The organism is Komagataeibacter sp. NFXK3, from assembly GCF_054182245.1.
The window spans coordinates 48218-66469 of sequence record NZ_JAPIVJ010000015.1 but is presented as its reverse complement, the minus strand read 5'-3'; the positions used below and the strand labels follow the sequence as shown (position 1 = coordinate 66469).

General features: G+C 56.7%; 8 protein-coding genes and 3 pseudogenes. 6 read left to right on the top strand and 5 right to left on the bottom strand.

Annotation, left to right across the window (positions count from 1 at the left end):
• Positions 1–83: 83 nt before the first annotated feature.
• Together OQZ28_RS14290 and OQZ28_RS14285 are read right to left on the bottom strand one after the other, a co-directional pair.
• Positions 84–1766 (bottom strand): recombinase family protein, encoded by a 1683-nt coding sequence (locus tag OQZ28_RS14290; protein ID WP_034932008.1) that lies wholly within the window; start codon positions 1764–1766, stop codon positions 84–86.
• A 13-nt stretch (positions 1767–1779) separates the two neighbouring features.
• Positions 1780–1968 (bottom strand): hypothetical protein, encoded by a 189-nt coding sequence (locus OQZ28_RS14285; RefSeq protein ID WP_081500421.1) that lies wholly within the window; start codon positions 1966–1968, stop codon positions 1780–1782.
• A gap of 241 nt (positions 1969–2209) precedes the next feature.
• Here OQZ28_RS14285 and recD2 point away from each other — a divergent pair, with 241 nt between their 5' ends.
• Both recD2 and OQZ28_RS14275 read left to right on the top strand, forming a co-directional pair.
• Positions 2210–4396, top strand: a complete 2187-nt coding sequence (recD2, locus tag OQZ28_RS14280) for an SF1B family DNA helicase RecD2 (RefSeq protein ID WP_019092303.1) — start codon at positions 2210–2212, stop codon at positions 4394–4396.
• 389 nt (positions 4397–4785) lie between these two features.
• Positions 4786–5703: pseudogene (locus OQZ28_RS14275) on the top strand (DEAD/DEAH box helicase family protein); the annotation flags it as partial.
• 7 nt (positions 5704–5710) lie between these two features.
• Here the strand turns inward: OQZ28_RS14275 and OQZ28_RS14270 are convergent.
• On the bottom strand, positions 5711–6541 hold the full coding sequence (locus OQZ28_RS14270; protein ID WP_034927665.1) for an IS5 family transposase: 831 nt from the start codon (positions 6539–6541) through the stop codon (positions 5711–5713).
• Between the two features lie 75 nt (positions 6542–6616).
• On the opposite strand from OQZ28_RS14270, the pseudogene OQZ28_RS14265 reads away from it, so the two are divergent.
• The 4 genes and pseudogenes from OQZ28_RS14265 to OQZ28_RS14250 all read left to right on the top strand — a co-directional run.
• Positions 6617–8758, top strand: a pseudogene (locus OQZ28_RS14265) (BPTD_3080 family restriction endonuclease); the annotation flags it as partial.
• A gap of 12 nt (positions 8759–8770) precedes the next feature.
• Entirely contained in the window at positions 8771–11809 is a 3039-nt protein-coding gene (locus tag OQZ28_RS14260; RefSeq protein WP_082267099.1) for a site-specific DNA-methyltransferase, read from the top strand.
• Positions 11806–13869: a 3'-5' exonuclease gene (locus OQZ28_RS14255; RefSeq protein ID WP_010516136.1), complete on the top strand. Its 2064-nt coding sequence runs from the start codon at positions 11806–11808 to the stop codon at positions 13867–13869. Before OQZ28_RS14260 ends, OQZ28_RS14255 begins: the two co-directional genes overlap by 4 nt.
• A gap of 87 nt (positions 13870–13956) precedes the next feature.
• A pseudogene (locus tag OQZ28_RS14250) lies at positions 13957–14735 on the top strand (IS5 family transposase).
• A 218-nt stretch (positions 14736–14953) separates the two neighbouring features.
• Here OQZ28_RS14250 and OQZ28_RS14245 read toward each other — a convergent pair.
• Both OQZ28_RS14245 and OQZ28_RS14240 read right to left on the bottom strand, forming a co-directional pair.
• The gene (locus tag OQZ28_RS14245) at positions 14954–16159 is read right to left on the bottom strand and encodes a GIY-YIG nuclease family protein (RefSeq protein ID WP_458136484.1); all 1206 of its coding nucleotides are present in this window, start codon (positions 16157–16159) and stop codon (positions 14954–14956) included.
• Positions 16159–18252 carry a DEAD/DEAH box helicase gene (locus tag OQZ28_RS14240; RefSeq protein ID WP_458136483.1) on the bottom strand — a complete coding sequence of 698 codons (2094 nt, stop codon included), beginning with the start codon at positions 18250–18252 and terminating at the stop codon, positions 16159–16161. Before OQZ28_RS14240 ends, OQZ28_RS14245 begins: the two co-directional genes overlap by 1 nt.

The following is an 18252-nucleotide window of genomic DNA, read 5'->3' as shown; positions in this document are numbered from 1 at the left end:
TTCAATTAAAATAATAGGATAGTAGTGGTTCTTCGGGATGCGTCGGGGAATTTCGTGGCAGGGCGTAGCTCTTGCCTACAAACTCATAACCTGAAGGCCGCAGGTTCAAATCCTGCCCCCGCAACCATCTGAACTTGCGATGCCAACGCATCACGAACCCCAGTCCGGAAACGGCCTGGGGTTTTCGTTTGTCCGCTGCCCGACGCCACCGTCAGGATGCCGGCCAGATCGCCCCGGACATCAATCTGGAGGCCCTTGTCGGATGGTGTGAGAATGATGGCCTCGATCAGGGAGCGGATCACCTCGGCCGCCTCCTGGCGCTTCTCGTCTAGATCCGAATGCAGCATGTCGTGCAGGCGCGCGAGCTGCCGGTGGTAGAATTCCGCCATCTGGGGATGGAGCAGGGGCGGGGGCGCCTCGGCGGTTGCAAGGAACTCCTTGAGTTCCGCCTTGCGGGCTTCGAGCTTCGATCCGCGCTCCTTGACCGTCTCGATCGAGATTGCTTCCGAAAGGTAGAGGTCCATCAGCCGCTGGATGTCGCGCTCGACCCGCTTCAGTTCTGATTCTGCTGCGCCGATGTCGGCCGACGCCTCCATGCGCAGCCGGTTCATCTCGGTGGTGAACGCCGCGCAGAATTCGGCGAACAGATCCGGGTCCATGAGGTGGTGACGCAGGGCATCGAGGACGCGGCGCTCCAGTGCCTCGCGGCGCATGTTGGTCCGGTTGTCGCAGGTGCCCTTGTTGCGCGCTGTCGAGCAGCCGAGCAAGGTGCCGGAGATCATCGAATAACCGCCACCGCAGCAACCACACTTGCTCAGGCCGGAAAACAGATAGCGCGGACGGCGTTTCTCGCGGAAATGGTCAGGTGATGATGTGTCGCGTGTGTCCCGGCTGGCGCTGACGCTGGCCTGCCGAGCCTTGACCGCGTCCCATAGTTCCTGATCGACGATCCGCAGCTCCGGCACCTCCTGGATCACCCATTCGGCTTCCGGATTGGGGCGGGCCTGGCGCTTGCCGGTATCGGGATCCTTGATGAAACGCTGCCGGTTCCACACCAGCCTGCCCACGTACATCTCGTTGTTGAGGATACCGGTGCCGCGTAGCCGGTTGCCGTTGATGGTCGAGAAACCCCAGGCACCGCTACCCGGTGCGGAGATGCCTTCGTCGTTGAGACGGAAGGCGATGGCGCGTGGTCCCAGCCCGGCCGCGAAATCGCGGAAGATGCGACGGACCACGTCGGCTTCCATTGGATTGATAGTCCGGTCGCCCCGGATCGGCTCACCATTGGCATCGAGCCTGCGTACGACATCATAGCCGTAGGCATTGCCGCCGCCGGACTTGCCCTGTTCGACCCGGCCTCGCAGGCCGCGATGGGTCTTCTCAGCCAGGTCTTTCAGGAACAGGGCGTTCATCGTGCCCTTCAGGCCGACATGGAGATGCGAGACTTCGCCCTCGGAGAGAGTGACGATCCGCACACCGGCGTAGTTCATGCGCTTGAAGACGCCGGCGATGTCCTCCTGGTCGCGGGAGAGGCGGTCCATGGCTTCGGCCAGCACGATCTGAAACCGTCCGCGCTGTGCATCGGCGATCAGCGCCTGAATGCCGGGCCGCATCAGGGACGCGCCCGAGATCGCGTGATCGGTATACTCCTCGACGATGCTCCAGCCCTGTTTCTCCGCGTGGGTGCGGCAGACCCGGAGTTGGTCGGCGATCGAGGCGTCGCGCTGGTTATCTGAGGAGTAGCGGGCGTAGAACGCGACCTTCATGACGGGGTATCCCTTACGGTCCGGAGCGGCGGCGCTGCTCCTTTTGCTGCGACCGGAACCAGTCCCGTGCCGCACGACGGGCCATGAGGCGGACAAGCGCCACAAGGCGCGGGTCGGGGGCATTGGGGCGCAGGATGAGCCGCAACTCGGGCTCTGGCGGCCGATATGCCGGGGCAATGGACTGGCTGGGTCTGTCCGTCATCGTCGCTCTCTTCCGACCGTAAGGCAAGGAAAACAGACACACGATCCGGGCAGATGACTGTTATTTCAATGGAAAACGGTAATACGAGAAGGCGTGCATGCACGTGCTCCAGAGTGCGGAATCGTAGTTATGGGTAGTCCCGGATAGCGGCGCGTCGTACAAATATTGGCTTACGGCGGCATCACGGAAGGGGAGGGCGAGTCATGAACGATACGGGAGTGCCGTTCTTCCGGCAGGTCGGATGAGCGGGCGCGCCATCGACTCTTCGCCCACGGAAGCGCTGGCTGGCCTCGTGGAGCGGGTGACGTTCCACAACGCCGAGAACGGCTTCTGCGTCCTGCGGGTGAAGGTGCGGGGGCAGCGCGATCTGGTCACCGTTGTCGGCCATGCCGCAATGATCTCGGCAGGCGAGTTCGTGCAGATGTCGGGGCGCTGGTTCAACGACCACACCCACGGGTTGCAGTTCAAGGCGGAGTTTCTCAAAGCCAGTCCGCCGACCACGGTTGAGGGGATTGAGCGCTATCTTGGCTCCGGCATGATCCGGGGCATCGGTCCGGTCTACGCGAAGAAGCTGGTGAAAGCGTTCGGCGAGGCGGTGTTCGACCTGATCGAGCAGGAACCTGGACGCCTGCGGGAGGTGACGGGCATCGGCCCCAAGCGTGCCGAACGGATCGTCGCCGGTTGGGCGGACCAGAAGGTGATCCGCGAGATCATGCTGTTTCTGCACAGCAACGGCGTCGGCACCTCGCGGGCGGTGCGTATCTTCAAGACCTACGGGCAGGACGCGGTCAAACTGATCAGCGAGAACCCCTACCGGCTCGCGAAGGACATCCGGGGGATCGGATTCAAGACCGCTGACCAGATTGCCCGGAAGATGGGGATCGCACCCGACGCAATGATCCGCGTGCGGGCAGGGATCTCCTATGCGCTTGGCGAGGCCATGGATGAAGGGCATTGCGGTCTGCCTGTGGGAGAGTTGCTGACCAGTACCGCCGAACTGCTGGAGGTCGCCACTCCTCTGATCGAGATGGCCCTCGCGCTGGAACTGGAAGCGGGCGACGTGGTGGCCGACAGCGTGGGCGATACGGGCTGTATCTTCCTGGCTGGTCTCTATCGTGCCGAGCAGAGCATCGCCGAGCGGTTGCGCGCCTGTGCCATTGGCCGTCCACTCTGGCCTGACATCGACGCTGAAAAGGCCATGACCTGGGTGGAAGGCAAGACCGGGCTGGCTCTGGCCCCCAGCCAGCAGGAAGCAGTGCGTCTTGCCCTGCACAGCAAGGTGCTGGTGATTACCGGCGGTCCTGGCGTCGGCAAGACCACGCTGGTCAATGCCATTCTCAAGATCGTGACGGCCAAGGGCACGGATGTGCAGCTTTGCGCCCCGACCGGAAGGGCGGCGAAGCGTCTGTCGGAAAGCACCGGGCTGGAAGGCAAGACGATCCATCGCCTGTTGGAGACAGACCCGGCCACGGGGAGCTTCAAGCGGGACGATACCAACCCGCTGACCTGCGATCTTCTGGTCGTGGATGAGGCCAGCATGGTCGATGTGCTTCTGATGCGCTCCCTGCTACGCGCATTGCCTGACAACGCCGCGGTGCTGATCGTCGGCGATGTGGACCAGTTGCCTTCTGTTGGACCGGGACAGGTGCTGGCCGACATCATCGGCTCCGGCGCTGTCCCTGTGGTGCGGCTGACCGAGGTGTTCCGTCAGGCGGCACAGAGCCGCATCATCACCAATGCGCATCGGATCAACGAGGGCAGGATGCCCGAACTGAGCGCGGAAAAGGGATCGGATTTCTACTTCGTGGAGGCGGCCGAGCCCGAGGTCGGGCTGCGCAAGTTGCTGGCCGTAGTGAGGGATCGCATCCCGGCGCGGTTCGGGCTGGACCCTGTTCGCGACGTGCAGGTGCTTTGCCCGATGAACCGGGGTGGCCTTGGGGCGCGGTCGCTGAATATCGAATTGCAGCAGGCGCTGAACCCGCCGGACGAGGTGAAGGTCGAGCGGTTCGGCTGGACCTATGGTCCGGGCGACAAGGTGATGCAGATCGCCAACGATTATGACCGGGATGTCTTCAATGGAGACCTCGGCGTTATCGGCAGGATCGATGTGGAAGAGGGCGAACTGACGGTCTCATTCGATGGACGGGATGTCGTTTATGGCTTCGGCGAGTTGGACGAACTGGTGCTGGCCTACGCCACCACCATCCACAAGAGCCAGGGCTCGGAATACCCGGCGGTGGTGATTCCGCTGGTGACGCAGCATTACGCCATGCTGGCGCGGAACCTGCTCTACACCGGCGTCACACGGGGGCGGAAGCTCGTTGTGCTCGTGGGCCAGAAGAAGGCGCTTGCTATCGCCGTGCGCAATCAGGGTGGCAGGCGACGGTGGTCGAAGCTCAGGGAGTGGCTTGCGGGTAGTTTTGCATGACGGAGCGATGCCTCCATGTCGGCTTCCGCCTCATGGCGGACCTCGTTACAAATTTTGGGAAAACCAAAAAGCGGACATGAGAACATGTCTCATTTGATTGGTCGGCTCAGTAAATCCCAACTGTCTTCAAAATTGCTGATGCCGGAGCAGATAGGTCCATGCCTTGTGTAGGACGGGTTAACCGCCGACGCGTTGTGCCTAGTTGTTTCAAGGGGAGAGAAGCAGTCAAAAATCTCAAGACGAGATTTTGAGCAACAAAATTGAGCTTACACCAAAAAAAAGGCATTATCAATCTTCTATAGCAGCCTGTGAGCTATACCTCGCCGGGTTGCAAATTGTTTGTTAAAGTTGATTTCAATATCCCTCTGCTGTCTGGATTATCCGGTTTGATGCAACACGACTTTTTCCTTCACCCCGTCGTCAATTCCCCTTATGGATATCCGGCGCGTCACTGGGCACTGGACGAACATGGGCAGCCAACAGGAACCCTTGTAGAATCACGACGAGCGGCGGAGTTCATCACTCCGGTACCCAAACCGAAGAAAACCAAGGCGACAGCAGCTCAGCCCAGTTTGATCTATACCGACACTGAGGGGCTTTCCACCGAAGAGCAGGAATACAATCATAGTCGCCTTATTAATGAGGTCCGTTCTGCCGTAGATGCATGGCGGCAGCTTCCTAACCCGGACCAGTGGGGCGTGACGCCTGAAACCGCACGGCTGCTTCGTCATTGGCGGCACCATAATTTCAGCGGAATCAAACCCTTTTTCTGCCAGATCGAGGCAGTCGAAACAGCAATCTGGTTGACTGAGGTCGCGCCCAAGTTGGGCAATCGGGGCGTGCGTTTCATCACGCACCTCAAACAGGCCAACGAGGGCGCCAATCCCGGACTGTTCCGCCTTGCGCTCAAGCTTGCCACCGGTGCCGGCAAGACGACCGTCATGGCTCTACTGATCGCGTGGCAAACCGTGAATGCCGTCCGTCATCCAGGGAGCAAACTGTTTTCATCAGGCTTCCTGATCGTGGCCCCTGGCATCACAATCAAGGATCGGCTGCGTGTCCTGCTCCCCAATGATCCAGACAGCTATTACCGTTCGCGCGAAATCGTTCCGCTCGACATGATGCCGGACGTGATGAAGGCCCGGATAGTCATTACTAACTATCACGCCTTCAAGTTGCGCGAACGGCTGGATATTGCGAAAGGTACACGGACGGTTCTGGAAGGCTGGCGGGAAGAGACCGTCCAGACGCTGGAAACGGAAGGCCAGATGCTCCAGCGCGTCATGCCCGAACTGATGGGTCTCAGAGCCTGAATCAGAAAGCGGTTTGATTGATTTTTCGCAGAACTCTGCGGATATGGGCAATCATCAACCACGCGTGGGATGACGAGATTGTTGCCTCGACATCCTTCGTGAGGCGACGGCAACGTCCGAGCCATGCAAAGCTACGCTCCACGATCCAGCGTTTGGGCAGGACGACGAAGCCTTCGGCCCGATCGCTACGTTTGACGATCTCGATCGTCCATCGGCCGAGTTCAGCCAGCGCACCACGCAACTTCTCGCCAGCATATCCCCCGTCACCGATCAGATGGCGAAGCCAGGGAAACAATGAGCGTATCCTGACCGCTACCAGCGGCGCACCATCACGATCCTGAATGTCGGCGGGATGTACAACAGCCGCCACGACATGACCCAGCGTGTCGGTCGCGATATGTCGCTTGCGTCCCTTGATCTTCTTGCCCGCGTCATAACCGCGTGGGCCGCCATTTTCAGCGGTTTTAACCGACTGGCTGTCGATAATGCCCACTGAAGGCGTGGCGTCTCGCCCGTCCTGCTCACGCGACAGGATCACGAGAATATGGTTCATGGCTTCCCATCGTCCCTCGCGGATCCAACGGTAGAAATAGCCCTGCACGGTCGTGAAAGCGGGAAAGTTACGAGGCAATTGTCGCCACTGGCAACCCGTAGTGACGATATAGAGGATCGCCTCCATGACCCGGCGCAAATCCGTACGTCGTGGTCTCCCCAGTCGTTTCCTCTCGGGCATCAAAGGCGCAATCAGCGCCCACTCCGCATCGCGAAGGTCGCTTGCATACTCCAGGTCGTCCCTTTGATACTGCGCTCGGGTGATTTCAGTCCAGGCCATCTTGATCTCATCAGGTTATCGCAAACCCATGAATCATAACCCGCTGAAATCACTCAACTCATTTTCGGTCAGACACTCAAACGTGTCGTCGTGCTCAATGATGAAGCACATCACTGCTATCGCGAGAAGCCGACAACGGATGAGGAAGGGGCACTCAAAGGCGACGACAAGGCTGAAGCCGATGAGAACAACAAGGCTGCCCGGCTCTGGCTCTCCGGCCTTGAGATCGTGCAGCGTAAGCTTGGCATCACAACGATCTTCGACCTCTCCGCAACACCATTCTTTCTGCGCGGCTCAGGGTATGCAGAAGGCACACTCTTCCCGTGGACGATGAGTGATTTTTCCCTCATGGACGCCATCGAATGCGGGATCGTAAAACTGCCCCGCGTCCCGATTTCCGACAACGTGCCCGGTAGCCGGATGCCGTTGCTGCGCAATCTGTGGGATAATATCGGCAAGGATATGCCCAAGAAAGGGCGCGGCAGCAGCGCTGTGGCTGACCCAGAAAAACTGCCGCATCTACTCTATGACGCGCTGGACGCGCTTTATGGACACTACCGCCAGGTCTTTGAACTTTGGGAGCAGCAAGGCATTGACGTGCCGCCGGTCTTCATCGTCGTCTGTAACAACACGACGACTTCCGAACTTGTCTATAAATACATATCCGGATGGAGCGAGGTTAACGAAGACGGTAACGAAACAGTCGTAAACACTGGGCATTTCCCGCTCTTTGCCAATTACGACGAAAACCATCAGCGTCATTCCCGCCCGCGCACCATCCTGATCGACAGCGCCCAGCTTGAATCCGGGGACGCTCTCGATCCTAGCTTCCGCGCCGCTGCATCCGATGAGATCGAACGATTCCGCCGCGACATTGCCGAACGTGTGGGTAACCCACAGGCCACCGCCAAGATTGATGACGCGACCTTGTTGCGCGAAGTCATGAACACCGTTGGCAAGTCCGGCAAACTGGGCGCGCAGATCCGTTGTGTCGTCTCCGTCTCTATGCTTACCGAAGGGTGGGATGCGAACACCGTCACGCATATTCTTGGCGTCCGTGCCTTTGGCACACAACTCCTGTGCGAACAGGTCGTCGGTCGCGCCCTGCGCCGCCAGTCCTATGAGCTGAATGCAGAGGGCTTGCTGAATCCCGAATACGCCGACATCCTTGGCATCCCGTTCGACTTTACAGCAAAGCCCGTCGTTTCAGTCCCGGCCACCCCAAAACCTACCACGCATGTTCATGCTGTGCGTCCAGACCGAGATGCTCTGGAAATCGTCTTTCCCCGCGTCGCTGCTTACCGCACTGAATTGCCTGACAAGAAGGTCACAGCGCAGTTCACTTCGGACTCCACGCTGGAACTGACACCAGACCTCGTTGGCCCGACAAACACCGAGAATGCGGGCATTATCGGCGAAAGCAATAACCTCACGCTCGCGGACATGAAAGACGCACGCGCCTCCACCATCATCTTCAAGCTTGCGACCTACCTCATCACCCGCACCTACAGGGACGCCGGGGAAGACCCGCCACTGCATCTCTTTGGTCCTATCCGTCGGATCGTCCGTGAATGGATGGACAATCATCTTGTCTGTAAGAGTGGGACATATCCCGCTCTTCTGCTTCGTCCCGACATCGCGGAGCGGGCAGCAGAGAAAATCAAGAACGCCATTACTTACGCCAATATTGGAGAAAAGCCGGTCATCGTCGTGCCCGATCCTTTCGCGCCGATCGGTTCATCGGCCGATGTGAGTTTCGTTACGACAAAGACGACATGGAAAACCGATCCAAAGAAAAGTCATATCAACGTGGTCGTTTGCGACAGCGACTGGGAAGCCGAGTTCTGCCGTGTGGTAGAGAAGAACCCGCACGTTCTGGCCTATGTAAAGAATCAGGGACTTGGCTTCGAAGTGCCTTACAATGATGGCCATGTTTCCCGCCATTACCGGCCGGACTTCATCGTCCGCATTGATGACGGAGAGGTCGAGCCAGTCAGTCTCGTCGTCGAAATCAAGGGGTATCGAAAGGAAGACGCGAAGGCCAAGGCCGAGACCATGCGTACGCTGTGGATTCCTGGTGTGAACCACCTTGAAACCTGTGGACGCTGGGCTTTTGAGGAATTCAAAGACGTTTTCGAGATCGAAGACAAATTCAATGAACTGGTGGATCGCCTGCGCGCCGCCCCCAAAACAACAAAGACGACAGAAGCGGCGTAAGAAAGCAAGACGATGACCGACACACGGAAAAACGAATTCCTTGAAGCCCTTCGTGCTGAAGGTGGGTCAGCCGGTAATGGCACCCTGCGCGAAAGACTGGACTGGGACGAGAGTGACTATAGAGACGTCAAAGAGGCGCTGCTTGCTGACGGAACAATTGCGAGCGGACGTGGACGAGGTGGTTCGGTGCGTCTTGCCGGAGCCTCTGTCGTCGAAGCACCGAAAGCCTCCTCCCAGAAGACGACTACGGAACCCCGCACAAAAGCAAAGCCCGCGACAAAAGGGGCAAAAACAAAAACGCCTGCCATAAGCAGCTATCGTCACGATGAAGCTACACGGCGGAACATCCCGACTGCCGAGTTTGAATCCATCATGGAGGCGGAGGATCGTAAGCCGAAGACACTCCTCTATCCCCGTAATCCCGACCTTGACCCGCAACTTGTCTGGCGCGGGAAAGATGAACAGGACCGTGCAACCCTCAGTGTGTCCGCGCCACCCCTGTATATTCAGGAGAAGGTCCATCCGCAGGCACTGATCGAAGATCTCAAGCGCCAGAGCCGCGTACGGGTTGAGGATGACACACCCGATCTGTTCGGCGATTTTAACGGCCTGTCGGACAGTCAGGCAAAAACCGAATTCTACCGTCACGACCAGCACTGGTCTAACCGTATGATTCTTGGTGACAGCCTACAGGTCATGGCCAGCCTAGCCGAGCGGGAAGGGCTGCGCGGTAAGGTGCAGTGCATCTATTTCGATCCCCCTTACGGGATCAAGTTCAACTCGAATTTTCAGTGGAGCACGACTAGCCCTCAAGTAAAGGATGGCAACTTATCTCAAGTGACGCGCGAACCCGAGCAGGTCAAGGCATTTCGCGATACGTGGCGCGATGGGATTCATTCCTATCTCACCTATCTGCGTGATCGGCTAGTTCTTGCACGGGATCTTTTAAATGCAAGCGGGAGTATATTTGTCCAAATTGGCGATGAAAATGTTCATCGCGTTCGATCTATAATGGATGAGGTGTTTGGTAGCGAGAACTTTATTTCGATGATAACATTTAAAAAAACTCACTACCAAGAGTCCTTGAATGTTTCAAATATAGCCGATTATCTTCTTATCTATGCAAAAGAAAAAGAAAAAAACAAGCATAGAAAAAAATTTACTGCCGCAAACTTGAATGATGTTGATTATTCTAAATATACAAAAGCCTTTACCCCAATCGGCATTCAAATAATCCCCAAGGAATGGAGAGAAAACACTTCTTTGTTTGCGGGTTCTTGGCGACCATTCCGAAGTGACATCACACTTACGCAGGACGGGGATTCTGGAAATTCTCAGATTCTGTGGGAAGTTGAAGGAAAATCTTACTATCCAGGGAAAGGACGCCATTGGCGCACCCACGATAAAGGTAGAAACAGACTTTACAAGTCAGGACGTGTGAATCCAAGCGTATCAAGGCCATTTTATATCGAAGGCTTTGATGATTCACCATCAGTATCCTCAACGAATATATGGACTGAAAGTTTGGCCGGCGCACAGGGTAAAGTGTACGTTGTTCAAACGAATGAGCGTGTGTTAGAGCGTTGTATTCTTATGGCAACCGATCCCGGCGACCTCGTGCTTGATCCTACGTGCGGTTCTGGGACAACAGCTTACGTTGCCGAACAATGGGGCCGGCGATGGATAACTATTGACACCTCACGTGTGGCGCTTGCGCTGGCCCGTTCACGACTGATGGGCGCACGCTACTCCTATTATCTCCTTGCTGATAGTCCGGAAGGGCAGCGCAAGGAGGCCGAAGTTACACGGTCCGTTCCGAAATCACACCCGACGCATGGCAACATCAAACATGGCTTTGTCTATGAGCGCGTGCCGCATATCACGCTGAAATCCATAGCAAACAATGCAGAGATTGACGTGATCTGGGAGGATTTCCAGACACGACTGGAACCTCTGCGGTCAGAACTTAATAAAACACTTGGTCAGCATTGGGAGGAATGGGAAATTCCGCGCGACGCGGACACAGACTGGCCCGAAGCTGCACGGAAAACGCACGAAGCATGGTGGGAGCAGCGTATTGCCCGTCAGAAGGAAATCGACGCATCAATCGCCGCCAAGGCGGACACCGAATATCTTTACGACAAGCCCTACGAAGACCGCTCGAAGGTGCGTGTAAGCGGACCGTTCACTGTTGAGTCCCTCTCGCCTCACCGGATGCTGGCGGTTGGTACGGACGATCAGTTCTTCGATCCCGGCAAGCCGACAGCCCCTTCACGGGATCCGTCCGTGCGTGATTTCGTCACCATGATCCTGACGACCCTGCGTGAAGCCGGCGTGCAGCAGGGCGACAAGCGCGAGCGGATTACCTTCACATCGCTCGACGTCTGGCCGGGTAAGATGCTTTGCGCTGAGGGCCGTTTTATGGAGGGCGAGACCGAGCGGCGAGCGGGTATTTTGATCGGTCCGGAATTCGGAACGGTGACGAAACCTGACTTGACCGCAGCGGCCCGTGAGGCCGGAGATGCCGGGTTTGATGTGCTGATCTCCTGCGCGTTTGCGTACGAAGCCAATGCGTCTGAGTTCAACAGCCTTGGGCGGCTGAAGGTCTTGCGCGCGCGAATGAACCCGGACCTTCATATGCAGACGGACCTGAAATCAAGCGGCAATCTGTTCGTCGTGTTTGGTGAGCCCGATATTGGCATTGAACGAACAGAAGATGGGGAAGTTCGTGTCCGCATTCATGGCGTGGACGTGTTCAAGCCTTCGACGGGTGAGGTTGTGTCGGGTGGGCCAGAGGATATTGCCCTTTGGATGATCGATACGGATTATAATGAGGAGAGCTTCTTCGTGCGTCATGCCTACTTCCTCGGCGCAAACGATCCTTACAAGGCTCTGAAGACGACATTGAGGGCCGAAATTGACGAAGAAGCCTGGACAAGTCTGAACAGTGAGGTCTCGCGTCCGTTCTCGAAACCCGAGACTGGACGGATTGCCGTGAAAGTCATCAACCAGTTTGGCGATGAGGTGATGAAGGTGTTTGACATCTCATGACCGAGTTCCGCATTGCCGATACGTTTACCGCGAGTCTTGCCCGGCTTTCGGGGCAGGAGCAGAAAGCCGCAAAGATCACGGCGCTGGACCTGCAATTGGACCCGACCGGCAAGGGATTGAGCTTCCACCGCATTGACCACGCAAAAGACCCGCATTTCTGGTCCGTCCGCGTGAACAGGGATATCCGCCTGATCGTGCATCGTATGGCAGGCAGTTTGATGCTCGTCTGGGTCGACCATCACGATGACGCCTATCGTTGGGCCGAGAGACGGCGGATTGAGGTTCACCCCGCGACCGGCGCGATGCAGATGGTGGAAATCCGCGAACGGGTTGAAGAATTGCCAGTTCCGGTGCTTCGAGAGAAGCGACTGTTTGCAGGACGCACGGAGGCGGAACTGCTTTCCTTCGGAGTGCCAGCGGATTGGCTAGCGGATGTTCTGGCCGTCACCGACGAAGATGCGTTGCTCGATCTGCTCCCTCACTTACCTGGCGAGGCGGCAGAGGCATTGATGGCGTTGGCAGTAGGGGAAAAGCCAGTTCCGACACGGATCGAAAAAGAGGTTCAGGGCTTCGCCCATCCCGATGCTCAGCGTCGTTTCCGCGTGCTGCATGGAGTGGAGGAACTGCGCCGCGCGTTGGATTATCCATGGGACAAATGGGCCATTTTCCTTCATCCCGCACAGCAGACGCTGGTGGATCGGTCTTTCTCTGGCCCCGCGCGGGTGATGGGTTCCGCCGGAACGGGAAAGACGATTGTCGCCTTGCATCGGGCAGTGCATCTGGCACGGGTTCATCCGAACGAGCGGATTCTGCTCACAACCTTTTCCGGTCCGCTGGCGCGTGCGCTGGCGACACGTGTGTCGTTGTTGGTTTCGGACGACAGTTCGCTCGCCTCCCGGATTGACGTAAGTTGTCTGACGCAAACGGGACTGGGGCTTTACGCGACCCTGACGGGAAAAAAGCCGCTTATAGCATCCTCAGCCGATATTCAGAAGCGGCTGGCACAGATCGCGAATGATGCAGCGCACAGCCGGTTTTCGCTCTCCTTTCTGTTCGGGGAGTGGAGTGACGTCGTAGATGCGCGCCAGATCCGTGATTGGGAAACCTATCGCGCAGCATCACGTCTGGGACGCAAGGCCCGCCTGGGGGAAAAGCAGCGTGCATCTCTCTGGATGGGCTTTGAAGCGTTACGGAAGTCACTTGCCCAAGACGGTCTGATGACCATGGCAGATGTGTTTCTGGCTCTGACCGACGCATTACAGGAAGGACGACTGGCGCCTCCTTATGGTTTTGTCATCGTGGACGAGGCGCAGGACCTGGATATCGCCGAAGCGCGTTTCCTGTCCGCCCTTGCTGGTAGAAAAGAAAACGGTCTGTTCTTTGCGGGCGATCTTGGCCAGCGGATTTTCCAGCAGCCTTTTCCATGGAAGGCAATGGGAATAGACGTTCGCGGCCGGTCGTCCACCTTGAAGATAAACTATCGCACCTCGCATCAGATCCGGACGCACGCAGACCGGCTCCTCTCCCGATCCGTCTCGGATGCTGACGGTATTGCGGACGAACGGGCCGAGACAGTCTCTCTGTTCGATGGCCCAACGCCGATTGTTGCCTTGTTTGATGATGCTAAGACAGAAGAGGCCGAGGCGGGACGCTGGATTGCCGAGCGCATGAAGGAAGGCTGCCTGCCGGAGGAGACCGCTGTTCTTGTTCGCTCCCGATCCGAGATCAATCGGGCGAAGGCTGCCGTTCGTGCAGCCAGAATAACGGCTACAATATTGGACGACACGCTCGTCCTCACGCCCGGTTCCGTTTCCATATTGCCGATGCACCTGGCAAAAGGACTGGAATTCCGGGTTGTCGTGGTTATGGCGTGTGACGACGAGGTTATCCCGCTTCAATCGCGGATCGAGCAGGTTGCAGATGAAGGTGAACTCGAAGAAGTTTACGCCACTGAGCGCCACCTTCTTTATGTGGCCTGCACGCGGGCGCGAGATGCGCTTTGGGTGTCGGGGGTAAAACCGGGATCAGAATTCCTAGATGATTTGGAGAGTCTTAAGTAATCAATTTTTCGTTTGAAGCGAAGGAGACTAGGGCCTGTTAGGCCTTGAATGACAGAACGGACTGCATAGCTGTTTATGATGAGCATGATGCAGTCTGTCTTTTCTGATGCCGCCTGGTCCGTCTGGGAGCCTTTGATCGAGGAAGTCCGTCCGAAGGGCAAGACCCCACCGAAAAACTTTTGACGGACGATTTCTGCGATTTTCTGGCGCCATCAGAACGGCGCAAAGTGGCGCGCGCTGCCATCTGAGTTTGGTCCCTGGTGGATTACCGCCCAACTGTTCATTCGCTGGTCGAAGCTTGGTGTGTGGCAGCGCCTCTTTGAAAAGGTAAGAGGCGCGGAGCCGGCATTGGGCATGGTCTTTCTCGATGGCACGACGATCCGTGCCCATCACAAGGCGGCCGGGGCCGCCAAAAAAGGGGATACAGTGAACGCTGCAGAGATCGTGAGGCGCTTGGCCGCTCACGTGGAGGCTTTGGCACCAAGGTCTGCGTAGCTGCGGATGGACATGGCAAGACACTGTCTTTCACGTTGTCGCCCGGACAGTCACACGAACTGCCATCCGCTTATGCCCTGTTCGACGACCTGCCACACCCACCGACCTATATCGTCTGTGACCGTGGGTATGCCTCGCATAAATTCCGCGAATATCTCTGGAACCGGGGATCTCGTCCTGTCATTCCGCCAAGGAAGAATGATCCGGAAGTCGCCTGTCCCAAATGGGCTTACAGACACCGGCATCTGGTCGAAAATCTCTGGGCAAGACTCAAGGAATGGCGGGCTATCGCGACCCGGTATGAGAAGACCGCCGCATCCTTCTTCTCCGTCATCCTCATCGCGGCTACAGCAGACTATATCAAGGCCTAACAGGCCCTAATCAACGATGTCTGCTTGTTTGTAATAGGATCTAAAAGCAGACCTTTCGCTTCCCCCCCAGAGCTGCCTGAGAGACACCACGCAGGCGGCCAGATACCGTGATGAGAAACTGGGGCATTTAATGTGAAGATTTATACAACGCACACGAAAGTGCATTTTACGTACGCGTGGGGTGAGCACCGTTAGAATTCGTGTCATCGCTCCACGCCTCAGTTCGGTACGATTTTCTGCGTCGCCACATCGTAGTGGAAGAGATGTAGCTGCCCGTCCTCGATCAGTTTAACGGCTTGGCCAACGTGTTCTGGCAGCACATAAAACCACTCTTTTGGCGAGATCTTCTTTCCAAGACGATCCACGACGAATAATTCGGCAGGGCGTGCGGATACAAAAAAGCGATGCAGAAGATCCTCAACTTTATGGCGGGAGAGGTTCTTGAGGCTGTATGTGGCGACGATATCCACTGGAGCTAGTAGAAATGTTGGATCGTTACGGGCATCAGCTACACGGCGGGCGACATCCTGACTGGTCACACCAATTTTGTGTAAGATCATCCGCTGCTCTCGAATGGCAGGATCCTCTGAGCGCGACCGGGCGACATAGATTGTGCCAGACAGTTCGAGTTGATCACTCTCCCATTCTGGATCAACCGGACCAAGACCCACCTTCTGCACGGTGCGCGCAGTCTTGTCTTCGGATAGCGACTTCCGGAAGGAAGACATTAAGGGATCGCTCTCTGTCCCGTTAGAGAAGATGACCCGTAACCGGTGATCCCGAGAGCCGCCGCGAGAGGTCATCTCAGACTTCTCAGCAATCATGGCGAGCAAACCGTTCCGGATGAAAAAATCCCCTTCTATGGGCTCAATAATGGCCCATTTCTTCACCGCTCTTACTTTTCGCTCTCCCGTCTCCAGAGCACGCTGTACTGCTTCAAAGCGCTCACGAAATTTCTCAAAATCCCGGCAGGGTACAAACTCAGCGCGATGATCGGGTATCACCCGTTCGCTTGAGGGGGTTGTGTGTTGGAAGGTGACGAGTGAGGGATCAACCTCCAGTTCGTCATCATCAAAGATATCATCGAGACTTTCCGGGATGGCCTCCTCAGGGACTTCGTCTTTCCACGAGCGAGGCGGGGCGATTGACTTTTCGTCCAGAAGTCCTAGGCGGTCGGCTGCTCGCATTTTCTCGGTTGGTGAAGTTTTTACAGCGCCCCAAGTCATCGCCAGCTTCATCTCGTCATGGGCAAGTGCCTCTGGGTCCGGCAAGCGGCCGTTCTGCTCGACAAAACGGGTAACGTCCAGCAACACCGCGACGCCACGATCTGTGGTGTTTCCACTTCGGGTACCACGTTGTTTGAGATCCAGAAGACCAAACTCGTCGTGTTCGCTGTAGATGTCATCCAGAGAGGGGCGCACCATTATTGTGCTGCCTCGCGTAGACGCTTGGCTTTTTCGGCTTTCAGCCAGGCAAGCGCTTCGGCCATGCGTTTCTCCAGTGTGTTAGCGGAGTTCACATTGGGCTCGCGGCCTTCTGTCGCGCGAAATGCTTTAATGCGCGGCCATAAAGTCCGTGCTTCGTCTCCACTCATATTCACACGCAAGGCAACCATGGCGGATTGCACATGCGCGAGGATCTCAGCATTCAACGATTTAGACGCGACTTCGAAGCGCTCCTGAAAGACGTTGATGCTATCAATCAACTCAATATCGATGTCCCGAACATTGATAAATTTCTTCACCATCTCCAGCAGAGTGTTCGGAGCACTGTCAGGTGTCTCCTCACCACCATCGTCCCCTTCGCCTGTTGTGGGGGCACCTTCGGTTGGTGGAGCACCAAGCACGGATTGCGCGCCCGTAATATCCTGCTCGGCTTGCTTGCGGGCCAATGTCAGGACGTTCATATGCGCAGCCAGATGCTGGCGAACGGATTCAGCCTCTTCTGTGTCCAACGTCTCGTAACGTCTTTCGATGATATCCGTCAGAACCATTTGCGTTGCGACTTCAGGGGCGGTTTCCGGTGACAGCACACGGCGATCCATTTCCTGATAGGCCGTCGCCATCAGATCGTTCATGTCCTTTTCACAAATCGCCCGCGCGCGGTCTGTGGGTGGCTCCATGAGGCCTTTAATCCCGATGGTGACATTACCTTCATCATCCGTGCCAATCGGTGCACGAACATCCCCATCTTCCCGACGGTAGAATTTCAGGTTCGGAGCGAGGACCTGCTCCATCAGCAGTGAGCCCGAGATCGCTTTCAGCATATCATTCACAGCATCAGTGACGACGCCCGTTTCAACTCCTGGCTCAGCGACAAGGTTTGTAAACAAGGCACGCGGCTTTCCGGGCGCATCACGCGTCGCACGACCGATGATTTGCACGATCTCAGTCAGAGAGGAGCGGTAGCCGATGGTCAGAGCGTGTTCACACCACACCCAGTCAAAGCCCTCCTTGGCCATGCCAAGCGCGATGATAATATCGACTTTGGCCCTGTCAGCGTCATCATCACGCTTACCATCCGCTCCTCTAATCTCATGGGATAGAGCGGTCTTCACGTTGTTGCGGCCCGGACCATCATCCACCAGATCAGCAATCTTCAGAAGCCGTCCTTCTGCTGTGCGGACCAAATCAAAGCCGGTCTCAGGGTCTCGACCTTCATGCTTTCCTAAGAAATCAAGGATCCGACCAACCTCGTTGTATTTGTCATCAAATGCTTCAGACGAGCCGCGATGCGGGATATGGATAATCGTCTTTTGATTGGGATTCAGAACCCCTTCAAGGCCGTTGATGTAGTTTCCTTTATAGAACTCGTAATTGATGCCGAGGGCTTTGAGGAAGGTGTAGCTCTCTAACTGCTCGTAATAGCTGTAGGTAATTTTGGTGAAGCGGTCTTCGTCTTCCTCCCGGAGAACCGGATCTGAATCCCCCCGGAAGTAGCTGCCCGTCATTGCCATGATATGGCATGCATCACGGGTAATCAGGTTCCGCAGAATAACGCCGAGGCGGTTGTTGTCCGATGCCGAGACGTGATGGAACTCGTCTATCGCAATGAAGCATCGATCAAACGCTTCGATACCACTGGTCTCAATGACAGCATCAACGCCAAAACGGAATGTCGCATGGGTGCAGACCAGAACCTTTGCGTCGCTTTGCAGAAAGGCTTGGAACGCTTTGACCTTTTCTTTGCTCGCGTCATCGCCCGTCAGACAGAGGTTCCAGCGTGGCTCGACGTCCCAATTCGCCTCAAAGCCGTAGCTCATCAGATCCGTAGAGCGAAAAGAGCCACCGATTGACGTTTCAGGAACGCAGACAATCGTCTTTTCCAGTCCCTGATGCAGCAGCTTATCAAGTGCCACGAACATGAGTGCGCGGCTTTTACCCGCAGCCGGGGGGGCTTTGAGAAGGAGAAACTGCGCGGCACGGGCATCGTAGGTGCGGGCCTGCATCGGGCGTTGGCCTAATGCGTTCGTCTTGGCTGTTGACGTGCCATAGGTGACGTTGAGCATCTCAACCAT

What these genes read in the sequence shown, in the direction of transcription:
- OQZ28_RS14290 (WP_034932008.1), bottom strand. Translation starts at nt 1,766, where the DNA reads ATGAAGGTCGCGTTCTACGCCCGCTACTCCTCAGATAACCAGCGCGAC.
- OQZ28_RS14285 (WP_081500421.1), bottom strand. Translation starts at nt 1,968, where the DNA reads ATGACGGACAGACCCAGCCAGTCCATTGCCCCGGCATATCGGCCGCCA.
- recD2 (WP_019092303.1), top strand. Translation starts at nt 2,210, where the DNA reads ATGAGCGGGCGCGCCATCGACTCTTCGCCCACGGAAGCGCTGGCTGGC.
- OQZ28_RS14270 (WP_034927665.1), bottom strand. Translation starts at nt 6,541, where the DNA reads ATGGCCTGGACTGAAATCACCCGAGCGCAGTATCAAAGGGACGACCTG.
- OQZ28_RS14260 (WP_082267099.1), top strand. Translation starts at nt 8,771, where the DNA reads ATGACCGACACACGGAAAAACGAATTCCTTGAAGCCCTTCGTGCTGAA.
- OQZ28_RS14255 (WP_010516136.1), top strand. Translation starts at nt 11,806, where the DNA reads ATGACCGAGTTCCGCATTGCCGATACGTTTACCGCGAGTCTTGCCCGG.
- OQZ28_RS14245 (WP_458136484.1), bottom strand. Translation starts at nt 16,159, where the DNA reads ATGGTGCGCCCCTCTCTGGATGACATCTACAGCGAACACGACGAGTTT.
- OQZ28_RS14240 (WP_458136483.1), bottom strand. Translation starts at nt 18,252, where the DNA reads ATGGTTGAGATGCTCAACGTCACCTATGGCACGTCAACAGCCAAGACG.